At 42.2% G+C, this 21,781-nt stretch carries 23 protein-coding genes; 5 read left to right on the top strand and 18 right to left on the bottom strand.

What is annotated here, in order from left to right:
- Positions 1 to 77: 77 nt before the first annotated feature.
- The 5 genes from IPP67_00610 to recO all read right to left on the bottom strand — a co-directional run bounded on the left by IPP67_00610 (position 78) and on the right by recO (position 6,578).
- Positions 78 to 1,547 (bottom strand): TRAP transporter large permease subunit, encoded by a 1,470-nt coding sequence (locus IPP67_00610; GenBank protein MBL0337709.1) that lies wholly within the window; start codon positions 1,545 to 1,547, stop codon positions 78 to 80.
- Positions 1,540 to 2,055 carry a TRAP transporter small permease subunit gene (locus IPP67_00605; protein ID MBL0337708.1) on the bottom strand — a complete coding sequence of 172 codons (516 nt, stop codon included), beginning with the start codon at positions 2,053 to 2,055 and terminating at the stop codon, positions 1,540 to 1,542. Before IPP67_00605 ends, IPP67_00610 begins: the two co-directional genes overlap by 8 nt.
- Positions 2,056 to 2,209: 154 nt before the next feature.
- Entirely contained in the window at positions 2,210 to 4,489 is a 2,280-nt protein-coding gene (gene parC, locus IPP67_00600; protein MBL0337707.1) for a DNA topoisomerase IV subunit A, read from the bottom strand.
- A gap of 46 nt (positions 4,490 to 4,535) precedes the next feature.
- Positions 4,536 to 5,795: an FAD-binding oxidoreductase gene (locus IPP67_00595; GenBank protein MBL0337706.1), complete on the bottom strand. Its 1,260-nt coding sequence runs from the start codon at positions 5,793 to 5,795 to the stop codon at positions 4,536 to 4,538.
- On the bottom strand, positions 5,796 to 6,578 hold the full coding sequence (gene recO / locus IPP67_00590; GenBank protein ID MBL0337705.1) for a DNA repair protein RecO: 783 nt from the start codon (positions 6,576 to 6,578) through the stop codon (positions 5,796 to 5,798). It abuts the gene before it with no gap.
- Positions 6,579 to 6,938: 360 nt separating this feature from the next.
- On the opposite strand from recO, the gene IPP67_00585 reads away from it, so the two are divergent.
- The gene (locus IPP67_00585) at positions 6,939 to 8,582 is read left to right on the top strand and encodes a 5'-nucleotidase C-terminal domain-containing protein (protein MBL0337704.1); all 1,644 of its coding nucleotides are present in this window, start codon (positions 6,939 to 6,941) and stop codon (positions 8,580 to 8,582) included.
- Positions 8,583 to 8,656: 74 nt separating this feature from the next.
- On the opposite strand, the gene era is transcribed toward IPP67_00585, so the two are convergent.
- The 6 genes from era to IPP67_00555 form a co-directional block, all read right to left on the bottom strand.
- Positions 8,657 to 9,559: a GTPase Era gene (gene era, locus IPP67_00580; protein ID MBL0337703.1), complete on the bottom strand. Its 903-nt coding sequence runs from the start codon at positions 9,557 to 9,559 to the stop codon at positions 8,657 to 8,659.
- A 98-nt stretch (positions 9,560 to 9,657) separates the two neighbouring features.
- The gene (rnc, locus tag IPP67_00575) at positions 9,658 to 10,380 is read right to left on the bottom strand and encodes a ribonuclease III (protein MBL0337702.1); all 723 of its coding nucleotides are present in this window, start codon (positions 10,378 to 10,380) and stop codon (positions 9,658 to 9,660) included.
- Positions 10,381 to 10,400: 20 nt separating this feature from the next.
- Positions 10,401 to 11,237, bottom strand: a complete 837-nt coding sequence (gene lepB / locus IPP67_00570; GenBank protein ID MBL0337701.1) for a signal peptidase I — start codon at positions 11,235 to 11,237, stop codon at positions 10,401 to 10,403.
- An 8-nt stretch (positions 11,238 to 11,245) separates the two neighbouring features.
- Entirely contained in the window at positions 11,246 to 11,656 is a 411-nt protein-coding gene (locus IPP67_00565; protein MBL0337700.1) for a holo-ACP synthase, read from the bottom strand.
- Positions 11,657 to 11,826: 170 nt separating this feature from the next.
- Positions 11,827 to 13,995, bottom strand: a complete 2,169-nt coding sequence (locus IPP67_00560; GenBank protein MBL0337699.1) for a bifunctional (p)ppGpp synthetase/guanosine-3',5'-bis(diphosphate) 3'-pyrophosphohydrolase — start codon at positions 13,993 to 13,995, stop codon at positions 11,827 to 11,829.
- Between the two features lie 94 nt (positions 13,996 to 14,089).
- Positions 14,090 to 14,473, bottom strand: a complete 384-nt coding sequence (locus IPP67_00555; protein ID MBL0337698.1) for a DNA-directed RNA polymerase subunit omega — start codon at positions 14,471 to 14,473, stop codon at positions 14,090 to 14,092.
- Between the two features lie 87 nt (positions 14,474 to 14,560).
- Between IPP67_00555 and IPP67_00550 the strand changes: the two genes are divergently transcribed.
- On the top strand, positions 14,561 to 14,869 hold the full coding sequence (locus IPP67_00550) for a hypothetical protein (protein MBL0337697.1): 309 nt from the start codon (positions 14,561 to 14,563) through the stop codon (positions 14,867 to 14,869).
- Between the two features lie 61 nt (positions 14,870 to 14,930).
- Here the strand turns inward: IPP67_00550 and IPP67_00545 are convergent, their stop codons facing one another.
- Both IPP67_00545 and IPP67_00540 read right to left on the bottom strand, forming a co-directional pair.
- On the bottom strand, positions 14,931 to 15,527 hold the full coding sequence (locus IPP67_00545) for an NADPH-dependent F420 reductase (GenBank protein ID MBL0337696.1): 597 nt from the start codon (positions 15,525 to 15,527) through the stop codon (positions 14,931 to 14,933).
- 27 nt (positions 15,528 to 15,554) lie between these two features.
- Positions 15,555 to 16,514: an MBL fold metallo-hydrolase gene (locus tag IPP67_00540; protein ID MBL0337695.1), complete on the bottom strand. Its 960-nt coding sequence runs from the start codon at positions 16,512 to 16,514 to the stop codon at positions 15,555 to 15,557.
- 106 nt (positions 16,515 to 16,620) lie between these two features.
- Between IPP67_00540 and IPP67_00535 the strand changes: the two genes are divergently transcribed.
- Complete coding sequence (locus IPP67_00535) at positions 16,621 to 17,373, top strand: helix-turn-helix transcriptional regulator (GenBank protein ID MBL0337694.1); 753 nt, start codon at positions 16,621 to 16,623, stop codon at positions 17,371 to 17,373.
- Between the two features lie 18 nt (positions 17,374 to 17,391).
- Here the strand turns inward: IPP67_00535 and IPP67_00530 are convergent, their stop codons facing one another.
- Positions 17,392 to 17,727 (bottom strand): helix-turn-helix transcriptional regulator, encoded by a 336-nt coding sequence (locus tag IPP67_00530; GenBank protein MBL0337693.1) that lies wholly within the window; start codon positions 17,725 to 17,727, stop codon positions 17,392 to 17,394.
- A gap of 104 nt (positions 17,728 to 17,831) precedes the next feature.
- On the opposite strand from IPP67_00530, the gene IPP67_00525 reads away from it, so the two are divergent.
- Positions 17,832 to 18,704, top strand: a complete 873-nt coding sequence (locus IPP67_00525; protein ID MBL0337692.1) for a pirin family protein — start codon at positions 17,832 to 17,834, stop codon at positions 18,702 to 18,704.
- 83 nt (positions 18,705 to 18,787) lie between these two features.
- On the opposite strand, the gene IPP67_00520 is transcribed toward IPP67_00525, so the two are convergent.
- The 4 genes from IPP67_00520 to IPP67_00505 form a co-directional block, all read right to left on the bottom strand.
- Entirely contained in the window at positions 18,788 to 19,498 is a 711-nt protein-coding gene (locus IPP67_00520) for a type 1 glutamine amidotransferase domain-containing protein (GenBank protein ID MBL0337691.1), read from the bottom strand.
- 67 nt (positions 19,499 to 19,565) lie between these two features.
- A complete protein-coding gene (locus IPP67_00515; GenBank protein ID MBL0337690.1) occupies positions 19,566 to 20,150 on the bottom strand; it encodes a DNA-3-methyladenine glycosylase I in 585 nt (194 codons plus the stop codon).
- Positions 20,151 to 20,162: 12 nt separating this feature from the next.
- The gene (locus IPP67_00510; GenBank protein ID MBL0337689.1) at positions 20,163 to 20,486 is read right to left on the bottom strand and encodes a DUF1398 family protein; all 324 of its coding nucleotides are present in this window, start codon (positions 20,484 to 20,486) and stop codon (positions 20,163 to 20,165) included.
- A 113-nt stretch (positions 20,487 to 20,599) separates the two neighbouring features.
- Positions 20,600 to 20,836, bottom strand: a complete 237-nt coding sequence (locus tag IPP67_00505) for a hypothetical protein (GenBank protein MBL0337688.1) — start codon at positions 20,834 to 20,836, stop codon at positions 20,600 to 20,602.
- Between the two features lie 99 nt (positions 20,837 to 20,935).
- Between IPP67_00505 and IPP67_00500 the strand changes: the two genes are divergently transcribed.
- Positions 20,936 to 21,772: a hypothetical protein gene (locus IPP67_00500; GenBank protein ID MBL0337687.1), complete on the top strand. Its 837-nt coding sequence runs from the start codon at positions 20,936 to 20,938 to the stop codon at positions 21,770 to 21,772.
- The last annotated feature ends 9 nt before the right edge of the window (positions 21,773 to 21,781 follow it).

Here is a 21,781-nt window from a genome sequence, read left to right as displayed (position 1 = left end):
GCTTATTTTTTCTAATGAAAAGCCGCAAGTCCTGTTACTTGCGGCTTTTATTATTGCAAAAAATACCCGTTATATTATTAGAAATCGGGTGCCAAATTATCCTCAATCAAGCTGCCGGATGGAAAAATTAAATCACCATTTTGATCAACAGGCGCTGGTGTAAATTCTTCCTTATATATTTCATTTGGAAGCCATGTAACTGTTTGTGGCCATGCCACTAACAGCACTATCGCCACTATTTGCAATACAACAAATGGAATAATCCCTCGATAAATATCAACCGTTTTAACCGAGGGCGGTGCAACCCCCCGCAGATAAAAAAGAGAGAAGCCAAAGGGCGGCGTTAAGAAACTTGTTTGCAAGTTAACTGCCATGATAACGCCTAACCAGACTGGGCTTACCCCATCAAATGCCAATAATATTGGCGCAGTAATTGGTACAACAATAAAAATGATTTCAAAGGTGTCTAAAAAGAACCCTAATAAAAACATCAGTAGCATCACGGCAAATATAGCCCCATACTTACCACCGGGCAAAGCCGATAGAAAGTCTTCTACAATCACTTCCCCTTGAAGGCCCCGGAAAACCAGCGAAAAAACTGAAGCGCCAAGTAAAATAACAAAGACCATCGAACTAATTTTCAAGGTTTCTCGCATCACATGCTTCAATACAGGTAAGGTCAATTGCCGTTGCAAAGCGGATAATAGCATTGCCCCAATCGCCCCGACCGAGGCCGATTCCGTGGGGGTAGCAAAACCCATAATAATTGATCCCAATACCGCCATAATAAGCAACAATGGTGGAATAATTGCTTTGACAACCCTTAAAGGAAGTCGTTGGCGTTCTTCCCTGGTCATCACCAAAGCTGGCGCTGAAGACGGTTGGGTAATGGCTTTAAATATTACCCACAGCATATATAAAAGAACCAACACAAATCCTGGGATAATTGCACCCACAAATAAATCCCCAACGGATACCGGATCTGGATTAAAATTGCCTTTATTTGACTGGGCTGTTGAATTGGCTGTCTGGATAAAATCAGCAATAAAAATTAATACTGTAGAGGGGGGAATAATTTGTCCCAAAGTACCGGAGGCACAAATAATACCGGTCGCTAATTTCGGATCGTAATTAGCGCGCAACATTGCAGGCAAGCTAAGCAATCCCATGGTGACAACTGTCGCCCCCACAATCCCAGTGGAGGCCGCTAAAAGGGCCCCAACTATAATAACCGATAAACCCAAACCTCCTCTTAAATTGCCAAATAACTGCCCCATCGTTTGCAGCAAATTCTCGGCAATTTTTGATCTCTCTAACATCACCCCCATAAAAATAAACAAGGGCACGGCTACAAAGGTTTCATTCACCATTTGATAGCTATATCTTGATACCAAGGCCGTGAATAAAGAAAAATCAAAATGACCCAACAAATTGCCAATAAAGGCAAAAATCAGCGAAATTCCTGCCAGAGAAAAAGCTATTGGGAACCCAAGCAACACCACCAAGATGGTCGCTGCAAATAATCCAAGCGCTAATATTTCATTCATTTTCTTGCCCTGACTTAATAGAACGGATCAATGGCAATTCGCGACCCATGACAATGAGTAACAAACTGCGGCAAATGGTTGCTAAACTTTGTAACAACAACAGCCCACAAAAAACATATATAACCGTTTTTAATAAGAAATATCCTGGTAAACCACCACTTTCCGGAGAATTTTCTAATAATTGCCAAGAACTTGTAATATAAGGCCAGCCATAATAGGAAACAATAATCAGCCAAGGCCATAAAAAAACCAACGTTCCCAAAAGATTAACCCAGGATTGGCCACGCGGAGACAATTTGGAATAGAAAACATCAACCCGGACATGTCGTTCGTGTAACAAGGTATAGCCAGCACCTAGCATGAAAACCAAGGCATGTTGCCAAACATACAATTCTTGCATCCAAACAAACCCTGTATTCCAAACATATCTTAGCAATACCACCAAAAAACAGGTTAATACGCAGCCCAAAACAAGCCATGAAGCTAAGCGCCCTATATGTTCATTCAACGAATCAATAAAACGGACATATCGGTTGATGATTTTCAATGAAAGTGCTCCCTGATTTTTTTTCTAAAACCTATATCCAAGTAAATCTTTTGGCAATATAAATTGGGTGCATATTATTAAATAATTCAAACAATGGCGAAGAGATTACAAAACATTATATATTGGCTTTTGCAGATATGTCCCCCAAGTGAAAATCCTGATCAACCGATGCGCCCGCATACCCTCTTTTGCCAATCCACTTCCCTAGATCAGACAAAATTTGGCTTTTCTGACGTATGGAACAGGGGAGCCCTTGTTGACGGTTAAAGAGACAAATTTGTTTTAAATAAGCCCCATGCAGATATTTTTGTAAAATAACCCCCTGCCCTTTGGCCATTTGAGGGACAGCTTCTGTCGAAATAATTAGCAATTTATTTTGTGAACTTAATAGGGCTAATCCTATATCTGTTGGATTCAAGGGCTTCACAAACTTTAATCGGTCATCGGTTTGCGGCTGAAAAATTTGCTTGCCGTTTTTTGTTTGGGCCAAGGCATCCGACTGTTGAATGATAAAAGCTTTTGCCTGTTCAGAAACCAGTAAAATCTTGCTGTCGGGCTGATAGGCGGTCATGGCAATAATGTTTTGATCTTGCGGCAGGTCAATCATCAAACGTAACGGCTCACCAAATCCCCTGCCCCCCGGCAAAGCTTTTGCATCTAATGAATACGCACGGCCTTGATCCGAAAAAAGCAATAATTGGTCATTGCTTCCGGCTGCTACGCTTAAATAAGCCTCGTCGCCTTCTTTGTGTTTAATATCCTCGGAATTCAGGTAGCTGCCTTTATAAGATCTGATCCATCCTTTCGCTGAATAGAAAATAGTCATTGGTTCTGAGGGCAGGCTAATATCGATCGCTTCTAATTTGTCGCTCCTATGAGACGGATTAGATATTTGGGTACGCCTTTTCCCGAGGGGGGTATTTTTACTGAACCTTTTTTTTAATCCTGCAATTTCTTGGCCTATATACTGCCATTGCAACGAGGTATCCTTCAAAAGAATATTCAGTTTACTCTTTTCCTCGGTTAATTTTTGAAATTCCTGCTCAATTTCAAATTGCTCTAGTTTCCGCAATGACCTTAAGCGCATATTAAGGATGGATTCAGCTTGTACATCCGTCAAATGCCATTTTTTTATAATAGCTTGATGCGGGTGATCTTCTTCCCGGATCAAGCGGATTAATTCATCCAGATTTAAATATACCTTTAGTAACCCCTCTACAATATGCAACCGGTTATTAACTGCCGATAACCGAAACTGGCTGCAACGGGTCAACACTTGCTGACGATGGGTCAAATATGCTTGCAGGATTTCCTGGAGAGACATGATTCCTGGAACATTCTCCGCATTTAGCAAGTTCATATTCAACGAATATTTAATTTCAAGATCCGTTTGACGGAACAGATGTTCCATCAAAATATCAGGTTCTGTATTACGGCTTTTGGGCTCTAAGACAATGCGGATATCAGTGGTTGATTCATCCCTAACTGTATCCAGAAGCGGCAACTTTTTATGATCAATTTGCTCTGCAATTTGCTCAATTAACTTTGATTTATGAATTTGATAAGGTATCTCGGTAACGACTGCCTGCCATTGGCCGCTTTTAAGTTTTTCTGTCTGCCACTGCGCCCGCAAACGCACGGAACCTTTGCCTTGTTCGTAAATCTTATTAAGGTTTTCTTTGGTTTCCAGTAAAACCCCTCCAGTCGGAAAGTCAGGACCTTGAATGATTTTTAAGACTTCTGCATTCGTCGTTTGGGGATTTTTGATGAGCAATACGAGCGCATCACAAATTTCTGCCACATTATGGGGCGGAATATTCGTTGCCATTCCCACCGCAATCCCCTGCGACCCATTGGCCAACAAATTGGGGAATGCCGCTGGCAAAATGATAGGTTCTTGGCCTTCATTATCATAGGTAAACCTAAAATCAACAGCATCTTCATCAATACCTTCCAGCATCAACATGGCGACTTCCGTCAACCGAACCTCCGTATAGCGCATGGCCGCCGGATTATCCCCATCAATATTACCGAAATTTCCCTGGCCATCAACCAAAGGATACCGTTGGGCGAAATCTTGCGCTAACCGGACCATGGCTTCATAAATCGCGGTATCACCATGGGGATGATATTTACCAATAACATCGCCAACCACCCGGGCTGATTTTTTAGGGTTAGTTTCCGGTTGAAGTTGCAGTTGTTTCATCGCATAAATTAATCGCCGGTGAACCGGTTTCAACCCATCCCGAACATCGGGCAATGACCGCGACATGATTGTGGACAAAGCATATGCTAGATAGCGTTGGCTTAAGGCAGGAACTAATTGGACGGACTGAATGGAAGCACGAGAAAGATGATCTGAAGATAGGGGTTCTGTATTTTCTTGAGATGCCATAAAATGCTACGCCTTTAAAGATCAAATATTGGGTTGTTAAATTACCTTACTCAAAACGGTCAGCAGAATAATCAGCAATATCAAAGCCTGGATCACGATCGGCAACTAAATCACGTATAATCCGTCCAGCAATGGCTGCAAAACTAATTCCCATATGGTCATAGCCAAGTGAGAAAAAGACATTCCGGTGAATGGATGAATTACTGATCAAAGGCAAAGCATCTGGTAAAACTGCCTGATATTCAATTGATTCTGCGTGGTTATTAATATTGATTGCCGGAAATTTTTCTTGGATCTTTTGCTGCAACCACATTGTCCGGCGAAAATTGGGGGGGGTATGTAGGCTTGTCCATTCTTTTCCTCCAACACATTTGAGACCCATGTCAGAAGGAATCATCCAAAGATCGTCAGCAGGAAAAAAGCTTGGGATTTTTAGATTAATCGCTGGTTCATAAAAATTTAAATGATAGGTGCGGTTAAGAAGAAGAGGCAGATTGTAGCCAAGTTCCTTTAAAAAACTTTTGGACCAAACCCCGGTTGCTAAAACTACAGCATCAACCGGATAATTTCCTTGTTCGGCAATCACATGCGATGGCCCCAGGGCTTCCATAGTGAAGCCTTTCACAAGCTGCCTTTCAATAATTCCCCCTGCCTGTAAAAATTGCTGCTGCAAAACCCGCAACAACAAATTCTGATCGGGTACGGAAGCAATTTGTGGAAAATACATTCCAGCGATAACCTTTTTTGGCAAATGCGAATCAAAATCTTGAAGGGTAGACGGTTCCAGATACTCATGTTCTACGCCACATTCTTGCAACAATTGACTAACAAATTGAAATTTATGGTTGTCATGCAAATGATCATTAAGGATCAGGCCACCGGTTTCAAAAAAAATCCGGCTGGTTATTTCCTCACCCAGCAACTCATTATAGGACTGATAGGTTAATTTCAATAACTTCCCTGAATTTTTAATCTGCTCGGGCCATTTCGATTTTTTAGCCATTCGCGTTATGGCAGCCGCCGCTTTAACATTTCTAAGGAAATAAGGCCATTTCGTTGCCCAAGTTCCTTGCGACCCTTTTAAACCTAATAAAAAATTTCGCAAAAAACCTTGAACCAACATAAAAGAAGATTCAGGGGCTATACCAGCAATACCCGAAATAATTTGGGTTTGGTTTGCAACAATTTCAGGTGAAGTAAAGATCGTTACTTGATGCCCATCCCGTTTCAGGTAATTGGCGACACATAATCCTGCATATCCAGCCCCAATCACAGCTATTTGGCGTGGTCCAAACAATTTTGTCATTTAGTGCAACCCTGTTCCTACAAAATCAACCGCTGTAGTGGCTTTATGCCGCGAACGAATCATCGTTATCAATCTTTCCCTGGCTTGCAGTTTTGGTATAGAAGTTAATTCTGATAAGGCATATTTTTCAAGAAAAAACCCTGTTAATTCAAGCCCCTGTAGAAGTTCTTTAAAAGACTGGGTTTTACCTTCAGAAGTTGCTGAAGTTAAAAAATCAGGTAAAGCCAGCAACCGTTCCTGCCAAGCTGTACTGGCTTCCCTCCCTACAGCGCGTCCAGATTTAGGGGAAACATACTTCAAATCATCTTTTTGGCCAGTCACCGCACAACAGGACAAATCCAACCCGAACCCTATATCTGACAATAAAACTATTTCCCACTGGATGTAATGGGAAATAATTTGGCAAAAACCATTATCCAAATCCTCCAATAAAGCACAAAAAGCATGATAGGTTTTGGGGTGCGTCTGCCGATCTGGAAGCACCCTATAAACTATCTCGGTCGCTGCTGTTATAATGTAGGATGACCAAGGGTTGTGAATAAGATAGATACTATTATCCTTTAATAACTCTAAGCTAAAATAGCCCAATTGATCCTCAAGCCTGGACTTCCAAGTGGCATGAACGAAATTGCCCGTTTGTATCGCCGCCCGGTTATTTTGGCTTCGCCCTCCATATACAAGCCCTTGGCAGCGGCCATGTTGCTCTGTAAAAATGCTTAATATGACTTGGCCATTGCCATAATCTTTGGAAGAAAGCACAACTCCTTGACTGGTCCATTCCATACTTGAAAACACCTAATGTCATTATTTATTAAAGGCTTTAAATCGATTAACCCTTCTAACAGATTCTTGTATTTTCTAGTAACATAAAAATAGATTTTTTTATCCCAAGCTGTTCATGTTACCTTTATCATCCAATTTCTGAAACAAGAATTTCATTCTCAATAAATTGTTAAGTTCTTAGTTTTTCCTAAGGATTTTTACTTTTGCTCACATGCGGAATAAAAAATATCTATTTTAATGTGGGTAATGGTTGCCTAACTGATCCGCAATATGATAAGAGCTTGCATACTATAGTTGAAACTTTTTTTATAAACACCCCTGCCATTAATTTATCAACCATTTATAAGGAGTATATTGGCCATGATTCGCCGATTTACAATTGGTAGTTTATTACCATTTTTTGCCAGTTCTTTGATAGCAAATGCCCAAACCCCCACTTCTAATTACACATTAACAATCCTTCATCACAATGATCTACATGCGCGTGTAGACCAGGTAACGATGAGCGGTTCGAATTGCACCCCCAAAGATGCGGAAGCCCAAAAATGTTTTGGTGGATATGCAAGAATCGCCAGTTTTATTAACCAAATCCGTCAACAAAAAGCCAATCAGGCTGTTATCGTTTTAAATGCCGGTGATTCATTTCAAGGAAGTCTTTTTTACACGTATTATAAAAGTGCCGCTTTATGGCCTTTTATCAATTACATCCAATATGATGCAGTAACTTTGGGCAATCACGAATTTGATAACGGCGTACCAGAGTTAGTAGAATTCTTGAAAAACAGCGAAAATTTAAAATTGGTTGTTGCAAATATCAACACGGATAAAGAACCCACCCTCAAGCCTTACATTTCCCGTTCAACTGTTATTACCAAACAAGGGGAAAAAATTGGCGTTATCGGCTTAATTACCGAAGAAACAGCGATTTTAGCAAGCCCAGGGCCGAATGTTGCTTTTGAGAATTTAAGAAACTCTTTGGAGCGCGAAGTCAAAATCCTTCAATCGCAAGGGGTTAATAAAATCATTGCCCTTACCCACATTGGCCTAGCAGAAGATGTTAAATTGGCTGCAGCTGTTGAAGGGGTAGACGTGTATGTAGGCGGTCACAGCCATACGCTATTAAGCAATACCGGTAAAGACGCCGGCGGCCCCTACCCGATTGTGGTGAAACGCCCCTCCGGTGATCCAGTGCTGGTTGTGCAATCATATTATGCTGGAATTTATTTTGGTGATTTGGAAGTTACCTTTAATGAGAAAGGCGTTCCGATCAGTTGGAAAGGGGATACTGTTTTACTTGACAGCAAAATCCCGCAAGATCAACAATTGGCGGCCATGGTTGCCAAATTGGCAGAACCCTTGCAAGTTTTCCGTCAGAAAGAAGTTGGTATCACGAGTGTCGAACTTATAGGTAACCGGGATGTTTGCCGTTATGAAGAATGTAATTTGGGGAATTTGATTAGCGATGCCTTGCTTTATGCAACAAGAAAACAAAAAACACAAATTGCATTCCAAAATGGTGGAGGTATTAGAACAAGCATACCTCAGGGTAAAATCAATTTGGGTCAAATCCTTGAAGTTCTGCCTTTTTCTAATAACATATCGGTATTTGGGTTAAAAGGCAGTGACATCCGTTTAGCCTTAGAAAATGGCGTTAGCCGCGCGGAAACCAATACCAATGAAGGTACAGGCCGTTTCTTGCAAGTTAGCGGGTTACGCTATAGTTGGGATCCTAAAAAACCGGTTGGCAGCCGTATTCTAGATGTTCAAGTTAGGCAAGTGGATGGAAAATTTACCCCTCTTCAAAACAACATCGTTTACCAAGTGACGACCAACGATTTTTTACGCATCGGCGGCGACGGTTTCTCTGTATTTAAAGAAAAAGCCATTAATCCCTCAGATAATGGGATGAATTTGGAAGATGCGCTGGTAGAATACATTGAAATGTTATTGATAGATTCTCCAGCGATTGCGCCTAAAACCGAAGGCCGCATCAATCGTCAATAAAGAATACTCAATTGTTAAACCTGCAAACCGCCGCAGCATCTTGGTTGCGGCGGTTTTATTTAACTTAGGAAATTTTATACGGAAGTAAAGCCCACCAAAGCCAGCAATTTTTTGTCTTCCCGCCATTTTGGATAAACTTCAACCTTGATATACAAATGAACTTTTGCCTGCAAAAGTTCTTCCATTTGATGCTGGGCTGATTGACGAATCGAGCGGATTTTGGTGCCGTTTTCTCCAATGATGATGGCTTTCTGGCCCTCTCTTAAAACATAGATAATTTGGTGGACGATGAATTCACCATTTGGTTTTTCTTGCCAGGTTTCAGGTTTTACAACAGATTCATGAGGGATTTCTTCGTGTAATTGCCTAAATAATTGTTCTCTGGTAATTTCTGCAGCCAGTAACCGCAAAGATAAATCGGAAACCTGATCACTGGGGAAATGCCACGGTTGTTCGGGTGCTTGTTCAATTAAATATTCCACCAATTTATCAACCCCGTCCCCTTCGGCTGCAGAAATCATGAAAACTTGTTCAAAAATTTTCTTATCCCATAATTTCTGTGCTAATTCCAATAATTTTCCCCGCTCAATTAAATCAATCTTATTCAAGACGCAAACAACAGGGGTTTGCTTTCCAAGTTTTTTGATAATCAGCATGGTTTCTTCAATCGATTTTGCCCGCGAACAATCGACCAAAACAATGGTGACATCAACCCCTTGCTGGCCTTGCCACGCATTTTGTACCATATTTTTTTCAAATTCTTTTTTAGCGTCAAACACGCCGGGTGTGTCAATAAAAACCAACTGCACCTCATTTTTCATCCAAATGCCCAAAACCCGGGTGCGTGTTGTTTGAACGCGGGGGGAAACAATCGATATTTTTTGTCCCACAAACCGGTTAAGCAAAGTTGATTTCCCCGCATTGGGGGCACCCATAATCGCTATAAAACCGCAACGTTGACTTGGAGTCTCTGTCATAAATATTTTTCTTTCTCAAGCGAATTTTTTTCGTTTGTTTTGCCTGTTAATAGTCTCAAATTATCCGGGTAGAAAACACTTCTTAGATTTAACTGGGTTTAATCATTATCATCAGTCCGTTTAGACCACCCCACTATCTCAATAAAGTTTTCGGCAGCTTGACGTTCTGCAAGTTTTTTAGAAGAACCGCTGCCCCTGCCCATCTGGTAACCTGGAATATGTACCGCAACCTCAAATAAAGGTTGGTGAGATGGGCCTGATTGGGATAAAATTTGATACTGGGGTAATGCCAACCCTTTTGCTTGGGCCCATTCCTGCAAAATTGTTTTTGGATCGCGCGGCGGGGGCTGATCAATCATCAAATAATCTTTCCAATGATTCATGATAAAATGCCTTGCTGTGTTCCAACCAAATTCTATATATAATGCGGCAATAACAGCCTCACAGCAATCAGCCAAGATCGTTGAGTTAGTTCGACCGCCAGTATTTTCTTCAGATTTAGAAATAATAACAATATCATCTAAGCCGATTTTTATTGCCACCTCGGCTAAGATGTCTTTACTGACTAACCTTGCAAATCTTTTTGCCATATGCCCCTCTTCCTCTTGGGGCTTTTTATGATAGAGATATTCAGCGATAACCAGGCCAAGCACCCGGTCGCCAAGAAATTCTAACCTTTCATTATCTTTTTCCCCCATACTGCTATGGGTTAAGGCATGGCTTAACAAGCGAGCTTGCGTTATATCAACCCCTGAAATTTCTTTCAAATGATTAATTTGCGTAGCCGATAGAAGTGTATTAATCCCGCCCAACTCGCCCAAGTTCTTTATCCACCTTATCCTTAATGAATGACCGTGAATAAACGTTCGGTTCTGACCTTACTGGGCCATAACCATATTTGCCAAATACTAGCCGCATCTCTCAAGGAAAAGAACCGGAGCTGTGCTTTCCCTATCAAATTGCGATAAGGAACAAAACCTACCTGCGATAAAACCCTGCTATCTGCTGAGTTATCACGATTATCCCCCATCATGAAATAATGACCAGCAGGTACCTTATAAACCGGGGTGTTATCTGCCGTGTTATAGGGTAACGGTACTAACGGATCTGAGGCCGAACCATGGTTATCGCTTACTTCAATGATCCGATGTTGGTTGCCATTGGGAAATGTTTCAATATACTGGGTAAATGCCGCTGTGACTCCAGGCCTATATGTTTCAACATAATCCTCAATTTTTTCCCTTTTCACAGGCTGTCCATTGATATACAGCAACCCTTGCTTGACCTGAATCTCATCGCCTGGTAATCCCACCAATCGTTTGATGTAATCGGTTTTGCCATCTTTAGGCAAACGGAACACGACAACGTCACCCCTTTCCGGTATTGACCCAAACAACCTGCCTTCCACGGGCAAGCTGAAAAAAGGCAAGGAGAATCCACTATATCCGTAAGCGAATTTAGATACAAAAACGTAATCCCCATCCAATAAGGTTGGCACCATAGATTTCGTGGGAATATTAAAAGGTTCGTAAGCAAAAGTCCTAATAACCAATGCAATCAATACGGCATAAATAAGTGTTTTTAAGAAAGAGCCGAAAGAGGAAGGCTTCTTTTCTGAAGGTTTTTGTGGCGCTGTTGGATTCGGCACTAAATTGTTAGGTTGATTAACTGGTGACATGGTACTCCTTAATTTTGTTGGCCATATGGTATGGCAGATATAATCACGAATGCTTGAGCCTGAGGATAATCATCCGTCAAACTTAAATCAATTTTTGTTTGCATGTTGGTAGGTGTCATTTCTTTTAACCTTCGGGCCGCCCCTCCTGTCAATACAATCCCTGGCTGCCCGCTGGCTTGGTTAACAACACCAATGTCATGCCAATATACCCCTTGATAGATACCGGTTCCTAGTGCTTTTGCGCAAGCCTCCTTCGCCGCAAACCTTTTGGCTAAAGTGGGCGCTATATCCTGGCGCGTCTGCGCTTTAGCAATTTCTAACGGTGTAAAAATCCGTTTCAAGAAACGTTCCCCGAATTTGTCGAAAACATTTCTGATGCGGCTAATATCAATGATATCAATGCCAATTCCTAAAATCATGAATATTTTTCCAATGTCATACTTGGTCCCGTAAAATGAACAGCTTGTCACATTTTAAGCATAGTGGATGCTAATCTGTTAAAAATGATTGTCCAACAAAAAGCACCCGCCATTTAAGAATATACTTTTATACCTTGATTACTGTAGGAAATGATAACTAAGTTACAAAGTTAATTTTTTACACGCTCTACAACACTGACAATAGGAAGGGCTTTTAAGGAAGCAATCGTATTCATTAAGTGTGCAAGATCTTTAACCTCAATATCGATGAGCAGCTCAAAAAAATCATCTGAGCGCTTTTTTATTTTCAGATTAGTGATATTTGCATCACATCGGCCAATGGTGGTGGCTAAATTACCCAAAGCCCCGAGCTTATTAGCAACAATAATATCTAAGCGACCCGTGTTGACTTGGTTTTTATTATATTTATTCCATTCAACATCTAGCCAACGATCCGGTTGATCTTGAAATTGTAATAAATTATAACAGTCTTTTGTATGAATAGTGACGCCGCGACCCGTACGAACAATTCCTACAATCTTATCCCCGGGCAAGGGATGGCAACACCCCCCATAGTGAAAAGCCATCCCCGGTATTAACCCGCTGATCGGACCAGTTTTTTCTAAAATCTTATCTAGGTGCTTTTCTGTTTTTGCCTGATCTATCTGCGGGATAATCGTTTTCAATAATTCTATATCACTGGAAGCATGTGGAAGAGTTTGGTCAGAATGATGGCTAGAAAAGATATCTTTAGCGGATAATTTCCCCTCACCTAATCCAGCAAAAAATTCATCGGAACTAGAAAATTTTAATTTTTTCATTAACGCATCAAAAGCCTGATCATTGATTTCGATCTTCTCAGCTTTTAAATGTTTTTGAAAAAAGCTTTTTCCTAAATCAATAGATTCGCCATGTTTTTGATTGCGGACAAACCGCCGAATAGATGCCCGGGCTTTGCCTGTAACCACAATACGTTCCCAAGCTGGCGATGGCGTTTGGGTACGGGAAGTAATAATTTCAACTTGATCACCATTTTGCAGAAGGGTCCGCAAAGGCATTAAACTGCCGTTAATTTTTACCCTGGCACAGTGATTGCCGACATCCGAGTGAACCGCATAGGCAAAATCAATAGCAGTTGCACCTTTAGGCAAAGCAAATAAATCACCCTTTGGGGTAAAACAAAAAACTTGGTCTTGAAACATCTCAAGCTTGGTATGTTCTAAAAATTCTTCTGGTCCTGAGGCGTTTTCCAAAATATCAAGCAATTCTCTTAGCCAGCGATATTGCCTACCCTCTTGGTTAGGGCTATTTTGTTTATATTGCCAGTGGGCGGCCACGCCACGTTCCGCCACTTCATGCATTTTTTGTGTACGAATTTGTATTTCAATCCGTTGTTGTTCAGGGCCAATGATGCTTGTATGAAGCGATTGATAACCATTGGGTTTAGGCGTGCTGATATAATCCTTAAACCTTCCCGGCACGACAAAAAAGAAATTATGGATAATTCCTAAAACTTGGTAACATTGGGCAATACCCGTAACAATAACCCTAAAGGCCATAATATCTGACAGCTGATCAAAACTAATGTTTCTATTTTGCATCTTGCGCCAGATGGAATAAAGGGTTTTTTCGCGACCAATAACAACGGCTTCTACACCTTCTTTAAAAAGCAAATTTTTTAAAGCGTCTGTAATCCGCTGAATAACGCCCCCTTTTTCCTGCAGAAACCCTAAACGCTGAATAATTGAATTCCTGGCATCTGGAAATAATTCAGCAAACGCTAAATCTTCCAACTTTTCTTTCATTTCCTGGATACCCATCCGCTCAGCCAAGGGGGCATAAATTTCCAAAGTTTCTTGGGCTATCCTGTGTCTTTTTGTGGGGTCTTGGATGTAATGCAACGTTTGCATATTATGTAACCGGTCAGCCAACTTAACCAATAAAACCCGAATGTCATCAGACATAGCCAAAACGAGTTTGCGAAAATTTTCGGCATATTTGGTGCGGTCTGATTGCAGTTCAAGTTTGGATAATTTGGTGACTCCATTCACTAATTTGGCGACTTCTTTACCAAATAAGCCCTCAACCTCTTTTAAGGTGGTGTTCGTATCCTCAACGGTATCATGTAAAAGCGCTGTGATAATGGAGGCAGTATCCAAACGCATCCCCGTTAAGATATTGGCAACTTCTAAAGGATGAGAAAAATAAGGGTCACCATTTGCACGTGACTGTGACCCATGCACCTTCATTGAAAACACATATGCACGGTTTAAGGCATCTTCATCCGCATCGGGATCATAGGCTTTAACCCGTTCCACAAGTTCATACTGACGAATCACGTGTCAACCTCACATACCTTACCGAAGTTAAGGGAGGGTCGATATAGCAGATATCAAACAGCTCATTAAAGAAATTTACATCAATAAACAAATATTATTGTTCATCGGCAAGATTGATATCTTCAAACTTCCCATCAATCACCGCTTGTGTAACCTCATCTTGCATATTTGACTGGGCTTCATTAATTTCCTGAAGCAATTCATTGTCACCAGCAGGCTGGGTTACCATTTTCTTGTGTACAGCTTGGCTTGAAACGTTGCGCTGCAATGATTTAATTACATTCTCACGCAATCCATCTAAAGAGACGTCGGTATCGGCAATTTCCCTCAATGACACGACCGGGTTTTTATCGCGATCGCGGTTCACGGTAATCTGTGCCCCGGCAGCTATATCTCGGGCCCTTTGTGCCGCTAAAACTACCAATTCAAAGCGGTTTGGCACTTTTTGGATGCAATCTTCGACGGTTACTCTAGCCATTTTATTATTAGTCCCCTTATACCTTATGCTTCATTTATTGGTAACAAATTACCCGAACATTTTATTTTTGGCAACCCAGTTTCAACCGTGATCGATTTTCGTTTTTTTATTCTGCCGTTTTTAAGGCATTTAATCGATCTTCCGCCAGAACGGGCTTTGACTGCAATCTTAATTAATGAGTACCAGAAAAACAACCGCTTGAAACAATTTCTAAAAACGCAGGCCGCTGTTAATGATCAGGGGCAATTCAGCGCGGAAATTCTTGATGGCCAAGAATCTTTCAAAATTCAGCCTTTACTTAAAACCAACGGCTGGATCATGGCTGATGAAAGCGATAATGTTTTATCAGCAGGCATGAAAAAAGGATTTTATCCTTGGCTGCCTGTTTTTAAATAAAAAAGTAAGGGTGGCCAGAAAAGCCACCCTTATGTAAAACTGATAAGCCAATTGTTGGACACTAGCCAGCAGTAACGAGGGAGAATCCAATTTTTGTGCCCTTGCCTTTGCCGTAAGCCAATTGGATTTGCAACTGCGCCAATGGTTCCAGATAGCGGGCAACCAGCAGGTTTCCAGCATCAACCGATTCAAAACCAAAGGAGGTGGCTAGTACTGTGACGGTCTTTTTAGCCGCCTCATCATTGCCAGCCACCAGCACCGTGGCAGAACCCCTCCCACCATCCAAGCGGGTTTTTAAGACATCCGCAAAAATCGTATTAAAGGCTTTGACCACCTTAACCCCGGCCAGTTTTTTGGCAATTTCCTCAGCGGCTGAGGTGGTGTGACCAACCGTTAAGCTCATATAATCGGGGGCTAACGGATTGGTGATATCCACCAATATTTTGCCCGCTAGATTTTTAGCAATCTCCTTGTTGTCGGCAAGAGCCAAGGCTTCCGCATAAGGCACCGCCAAAACCACCATATCAACCCCTTTAATGGCGGCTAATACCGGCTGTTTGGGATCACGCGAACCAATAGTTACCGTATGGCCAGCCTTTTTAGCTAATTCTGCCAAAGATGAACCCATTTTACCTTTGCCTATAATTGCTATTTTCATAATATTTTCCTTACATTATAGAATGTGTTATTTGGAAGAAATTTTTGAGAAAGCCAAGCCGTAAACGCCGTACCTAATTAAATCAGGCAAAGCATAGTTGGGGAAAGCTTTGACAAATTCAGCTTGGATCTCTTGGAAATGGGCCTGTGACTTCACGGGATCGGTTAATTCAGCCAAGGCATTATTCCCTAATTTTTTAACATAATTGGTGACAATTTGGTCAGCTTTATCCAGGTAAGCGATTTGCACGGGCACCACTTCAGTAACAAGCCCAAATTCGCCCCGTCCACCATAAACTTTGCCTTTGCCTAAAGTCAGCAATTGCTGTAAATCAGCCTTCCAGCCAGCGATATTTGGCTGAGTTTTACCATCAACAATCCCCCCTTCCAACCAGGCATGGGCTTTGTAAGCTACCAAGTCACCAACGATTAAATCACCGGTTGTATCAATCCGCACCACTACCTGATTGTTGGATACGCCAGGTTCTTTCAACTCAATCAGGGTAATGGTTTCACCTGATTTCAGCTTGATCACTTTCTGACCGCTGAAGGTCGTTTTCACGGGCTCCACTTTTGGATAGGTTTCATCCGTAAAAACATGAGCGATTTCTACCCAGAAATAGCGTTTGTAAGCATCAACGCCGGGAATGGCAGCGGCGGTTTTAGCCGATGCAATGCTTTCGGCGCCCAATTTATGAAACACTGATAAGGCATTAAATTTATCGGGGTTGGGATAGGTGATAATAATACGGGTAATCGGTGATTTGGTTTGTTTTTGGATATCGGCCACCAATTGTTGGGCCACCTCAATGGTGAATTGGGTATCAATCACCGTGACTTCTTTGCCGTCATCATACCAGACAGAATGGGTATTGAATCCGGCATCACCGGACGTGAAGACATGCAATTGACCCGCTTCAGCCGCAAGCGGACTGTTAAGGGTTAGAACAACCGCAGCCACCCCTAAAAATGATTTCGTAAAACGCATCAGAACCTGACTCCTTTATTTGGCAATTGAACCTGCACTTGACTATAACCAAATATTTTCGTTATTATAGGCATATTTAGAAAAAAAATATGGCAAAACAGACAAAATGATATCATTGATTAACCCAGATGAGGCACCAAGGCCGCTCGTGGTGGTCGCTGAAAAATACAGCGCTTATCAAGGCGAGTGGCACAGCCACAGCCGCGCCCAACTGATTCATGCCAGCCAAGGGGTGATCCATGTGCAAACCACGGAAGGGCGTTGGGTGGTGCCGCCGCAACGGGCGGTTTGGATATTACCGGGTGTATTGCATCAAGTGTCTTCCCGCCAAGGTTTCTGGCTGCATACGCTATATGCCAAACAAGCCGCCCTGCCCTTGCCCGACCAATGCGGGGTAGTAACCGTTGATCCCTTGATGAACCAATTATTGGTTACGGCTGCTGGATTCGGCCTGGATTATCCGCCGGATGGGATGGAAGCAAGATTGATGCGGGTGCTGGTGGATTGGCTGCCGCGCTTGCCCAGCACCCCCTTGCATTTACCGCAACCCCAAGATAAAAGGTTACGAAAATTGGCGGCCCTTTTAGAAGATAATATCGGGAATAGCAACCCCTTGGAACAAATGGCGCCGCTAAGCGGCCTGACACCACGCACTGCCGCTCGTTTATTTCTGAAAGAAACCGGATTAACTTTTGGCCAATGGCGGCAACAATTGCGCTTACTAACCGCCCTTGAAAAGCTTGGAAATGGAGAAAAGGTGACTAATGTGGCCTTGGATGTGGGCTATCAGGATGTGTCGTCTTTCATCACCTTGTTTAAAAACGCCTTCGGTCAAACCCCCGCACGCTATTTCGGCTGAATGGGCGGGACTACTCCCTTAATAGTTTTTATCAATGGCAATTTGGTTGCCATATTCCTCAGACCATTCATGCATGGCCGTTAAAATTGGTTTTAATGATAGGCCCAAGGGCGACAACCGATATTCCACATGGGGCGGAATCTCCTGATAAACCGTGCGGATCACCAGGTTTTGGCTTGCCATCTCCCGCAGATTTTTGGTGAGCGTGCGGTGGGTGATCCCGCGCAATTCCCGTTGCAATTGGTTGAAACGGCGCGAGCCCAGCAGCAATTGATGGATAATCATCACCTTCCATCGTCCGGCCATAATACTCAGCGTTAATTCAACCGGGCATGAAACCGTTTTTTGTACCATTTCTCCACCTATTGCTATTGCGGTATCCTTGGGGTGCGTACTTGCAAAAAGATCGTTGCAAGATAATTTATCATGATGAGGGCAAAAAAAGAAGGAGAAATACCATGAAAAATAAGAAAATAATCCGGGTCAACCGCGGCACAGCTATACATTGGGTGGGCGATGGTTTTCCCGTATACACCCTATTTTCCTATCACCATTTGGCCGATGAAATCAGCCCATTTTTATTGCTGGATTACGCGGCCCCTGCCGAATTCACCCCAACCACACAAAAGCGGGGCGTGGGATTTCACCCACATCGCGGTTTTGAAACCGTGACGATTGTCTATCAGGGGGAGGTTGAGCATAAGGACAGCGCTGGCAATTCCGGTAAAATCGGCCCCGGCGATGTGCAATGGATGACGGCTGGCAGCGGCATTTTACATGAGGAAATGCATGGGCAGGATTTCACGCGCACCGGCGGCACCATGGAAATGGTGCAGCTGTGGGTGAATTTACCCGCTAAAGATAAAATGACCAAGCCAGGTTATCAGGGCATTTTGAAGAAGGATATTCCGGTGATTAAACTGCCGGAAAATGGGGGCGAAATCCGAGTGATTGCGGGCCATTATGGCAAGCTTAAGGGCGCCGCCAAAACCTTTACCCCGGTGAATTTGTGGGATATTTGGCTGCAAGCAGGCCGTCAAATAAGCCTGACTATACCGGCAGGGTATAACACGGCGTTGCTGCTGTTGAAAGGCAAGGTGACGGTGAATGACGCTGAGGGGTTAAGCCCCAAAGAACTGGCGTTGTTTGAACAAAGCGGTGATCAAATCACCCTAAAGGCCAGCATTGATGCCAAATTATTGCTGGTAAACGGCGCCCCACTCAATGAGCCGGTGGTGGGATATGGCCCGTTTGTGATGAATACACAAACAGAAATCCGCCAAGCCATGGCCGATTTCCAAGCGGGCCGTTTCGGCATTCCCCCCGAATAGCCAGAATAAAATGGATGGGAAACGGGCGCGGAAAGCGACTAACTAGCTATCTTATTTTTCCTGATAATAAAAGGCTGCGTTTCTTACGCACCTTTTTTATCTAGGGATTTTAAGCGCTCAATCACCAGGGCCGCCACTTTTTCGCTAGAGGCGGGATTTTGACCGGTGATCAGATTACCATCGGCAATCGCGAAAGCTTGAAAATTGGGGCCTGTTTTAACCAAAGCCCCCAGTTCCCGCAATCGGCTTTCCAGAAGAAAGGGAACGGTTTTGGTTAGCCCCACCGCTTCCTCTTCCGCATTCGTAAAAGCTGACACTTGCCTGCCTTTCACCACCGGCTCACCTTTATTATCTTTGGCTGAAACCAGCCCCGCTGGCCCATGGCAAACAGCGGCAACCACCCGCCCGCTTTCTAAAGTTGACGAAACGATGGCTGCTAATTTCTCGTTTCCCGGCAAATCCCACATGGTGCCGTGACCCCCGGGCAGGAAAACAGCCGCATAATTTTTGGCATCAATCTTACTGATCGCCGGAGTATTTTTAACAGCAGCCAAAACTTCTTTATCTTGTAAAAAACGATCAACACTGGTTGGGTTTTGGCCAATTGTTTTTTGTGAAGAAGGATCAATCGGAACCACTCCCCCAGCAAGGGACGCGATTTCAACCCCATAACCTGCATCTTTGAAAGCATAATAGGGGGTGGTTAATTCTTCCAACCACAGGCCAGTGTTTTTACCTGTGTTTGATATTTTGGCATGGGAGGTAACGATAAAAAGGATGGTTTTGTGCTGCATATTTTTGTCCCTTTGCACTTATCGGAAGTGGGATTTACCCTGTATTATATATGTATATATCAGTTGCCTATGTTTTTGCGGCAAGGGGGTGATAGCGGAAACAACTGGTGATGTGATCATTCACCAATCCTGTTGCCTGCAGATGGGCATAGATGATGGTCGAGCCTACAAAGGACATACCACGTTTTTTAAGATCTGCGGACAGGGCATCTGATTCGGGGCTGGTGGCTGGCACGTCGCTAAGGTTTTTCCATTTGTTAATCTTGGGCTTACCGCCCACAAATGGCCAAACATAAGCGTTGAAGGAGCCAAATTTCTGCTGAATTTGCAAAAATACCTGGGCGTTTTTGCGCGCGGCATAAACCTTTAATTTATTGCGAATGATATCGCCATTTTGCAGCAGAGCATCCAATTCCTGATCGGTCATGCGGGCAACCGCTTTCGGATCAAAATTCTTGAATGCTTTGCGGTAGCCTTCGCGCCGTTTCAAAATGGTTTCCCAGCTTAGGCCCGCCTGCGCCCCCTCCAAAATCAAGAATTCGAAATGCTTGCCATCATCATGAACGGGCACGCCCCATTCCTGATCATGATACTGCTCATAAAAAGCCTTGCCGGTACCCACCCACCCACAACGGGTTTTATCTGCTGTCATTTCATTCTGCCTTTAAGAAATTGTTGAAAAATTTTCAATATGATGACTACCATCACAACCGAAATAGATAGCTTTTCTCCCGTGAATATACACCTCATAATGGCAGCAACCCGCTGCCATTATCGTGCGCAGAAAAGTTGGATAATCTATTTTCTTTTGCTGACTATCTTGAATGGCCTTTTTAATGCCAGGGCTGTTAAAACTTTTACTGGGCTTAGACGGATTGACAAAACGCAAAGAGGCCAGCAGATATTCCCCATTAATACCATAAGTTAATTGATTCAAGCCAATCAAATCAATGATATAGCGTTCAACATCGGCTTCTTTCAATTTCATGACCATTTCACCAAAATTGGCTTTACCGGAAAGCGAAGCCGTCATGCATTCCTTAACAAGACCTATATTCACTTCGTTCTCCTTTATTATTTATGGTTAACAATTCAACCGTTTCACGATTTCAGCAGCTTAAATAAACGACGCCTTAGAAATTTCAAATCTTTCGTGCCGACCTTATCCAATAAATCTTGCATCATGGGATATGAAAGTTTTGCCGCCAGCTTTTTATAATTGAAAATATCGGGCCGCCAAGAAATGCTAAAACCATTCCCTAACATCAAATTTTTTGGAACTTTTTCCCCAACAATTTCGATACATTCAGCGAAGGTTTTGATGTTTTCTAGGCCCAAGCGTTATATCCTTTTTTATACTTTTTTGTTTTGATATAAATTCTATCTTAGAATAATGATGGAAATGCTTTATGCATACAAAGGATTTTTTATAGAAGAATGAATAATAATATCGATCTAATAAACAATCCCGAAGAATTTAAAAAATGGATTGAAGAATTTCATGCGATTGATGAAGTACAAGAATTGGTAAAATTTATAAATAAGAAATTATACCCTAAAAGAACTATTTCTAATCAAGCAACTGCAATCGAAAATCTTGCAAGTATTCACTCAAAAAAAATTAAATACGCCAAAGAATTTGAACTAGAAGTTGAGCCTTCGCTAAAATTAGCGAATTACTTACAAAGAACATCACAGGGGTCAAAAATTGAACTTCGCAATCTTCTTGGGAGTCAACCTGGTTATGATGCTGAAGTAAAAATTAACGGAAATATTAAAAAAATTCAAATAACAAGTTTCTTTAATGAATCAACAAAAGGCATACTCGTTCATTCAAAACTGTTTGGACCTGCTCCAACATTACAAGAATATAAACAAGATGGGTCAATTAAAGAAAAAGTAGATAGCGCGGTATCCAAAAATAAATTAATTGAGGAATTCGCAAAAGAATTCCAAATAAAATTGGAAAAGAAATTAGATCCAAAACATACTTATAATCAAAGCACTTGGTTACTTATTTATTTGCCTTGTCCCCACAGGTTATGCCCTACAATTTTATTTTCATTTGAAGAAAACATTCGACACACAGGTTTTGTTAGCTTGGAAGCACCAGCCGAATGGATAACTATAAAAACTGACCTTTATCCCAAAAAAATTATAAAAACTTTATGGGCTTCGGTTAACAAATTGAATTTGGATAGATTATTTTTTGTTTCGGATATAATAAATCCTCAAAATGATACCTTCATATATTTTGACTCAGACAATCCCTAACCTATTTCT

This window comes from Rhodospirillaceae bacterium (genome assembly GCA_016722635.1).
Lineage (GTDB): Bacteria > Pseudomonadota > Alphaproteobacteria > JAEUKQ01 > JAEUKQ01 > JAEUKQ01.
Note: the sequence above shows the minus strand (reverse complement) of the source record. Positions and strands in the feature narration are given on the sequence as shown.

Excerpts from the sequence above, each read along its gene's own strand:
- IPP67_00535 (MBL0337694.1), top strand. The coding sequence starts at position 16,621 with ATGATATCATTGATTAACCCAGATGAGGCACCAAGGCCGCTCGTGGTG.
- IPP67_00595 (MBL0337706.1), bottom strand. The coding sequence starts at position 5,795 with ATGACAAAATTGTTTGGACCACGCCAAATAGCTGTGATTGGGGCTGGA.
- recO (MBL0337705.1), bottom strand. The coding sequence starts at position 6,578 with ATGGAATGGACCAGTCAAGGAGTTGTGCTTTCTTCCAAAGATTATGGC.
- IPP67_00515 (MBL0337690.1), bottom strand. The coding sequence starts at position 20,150 with ATGACAGCAGATAAAACCCGTTGTGGGTGGGTGGGTACCGGCAAGGCT.
- IPP67_00545 (MBL0337696.1), bottom strand. The coding sequence starts at position 15,527 with ATGAAAATAGCAATTATAGGCAAAGGTAAAATGGGTTCATCTTTGGCA.
- IPP67_00555 (MBL0337698.1), bottom strand. The coding sequence starts at position 14,473 with ATGGCTAGAGTAACCGTCGAAGATTGCATCCAAAAAGTGCCAAACCGC.
- parC (MBL0337707.1), bottom strand. The coding sequence starts at position 4,489 with ATGGCATCTCAAGAAAATACAGAACCCCTATCTTCAGATCATCTTTCT.
- IPP67_00610 (MBL0337709.1), bottom strand. The coding sequence starts at position 1,547 with ATGAATGAAATATTAGCGCTTGGATTATTTGCAGCGACCATCTTGGTG.
- IPP67_00530 (MBL0337693.1), bottom strand. The coding sequence starts at position 17,727 with ATGGTACAAAAAACGGTTTCATGCCCGGTTGAATTAACGCTGAGTATT.
- era (MBL0337703.1), bottom strand. The coding sequence starts at position 9,559 with ATGACAGAGACTCCAAGTCAACGTTGCGGTTTTATAGCGATTATGGGT.
- IPP67_00585 (MBL0337704.1), top strand. The coding sequence starts at position 6,939 with ATGATTCGCCGATTTACAATTGGTAGTTTATTACCATTTTTTGCCAGT.
- IPP67_00565 (MBL0337700.1), bottom strand. The coding sequence starts at position 11,656 with ATGATTTTAGGAATTGGCATTGATATCATTGATATTAGCCGCATCAGA.
- IPP67_00510 (MBL0337689.1), bottom strand. The coding sequence starts at position 20,486 with ATGAAATTGAAAGAAGCCGATGTTGAACGCTATATCATTGATTTGATT.
- IPP67_00540 (MBL0337695.1), bottom strand. The coding sequence starts at position 16,514 with ATGCGTTTTACGAAATCATTTTTAGGGGTGGCTGCGGTTGTTCTAACC.
- IPP67_00500 (MBL0337687.1), top strand. The coding sequence starts at position 20,936 with ATGAATAATAATATCGATCTAATAAACAATCCCGAAGAATTTAAAAAA.
- IPP67_00520 (MBL0337691.1), bottom strand. The coding sequence starts at position 19,498 with ATGCAGCACAAAACCATCCTTTTTATCGTTACCTCCCATGCCAAAATA.
- lepB (MBL0337701.1), bottom strand. The coding sequence starts at position 11,237 with ATGTCACCAGTTAATCAACCTAACAATTTAGTGCCGAATCCAACAGCG.
- IPP67_00525 (MBL0337692.1), top strand. The coding sequence starts at position 17,832 with ATGAAAAATAAGAAAATAATCCGGGTCAACCGCGGCACAGCTATACAT.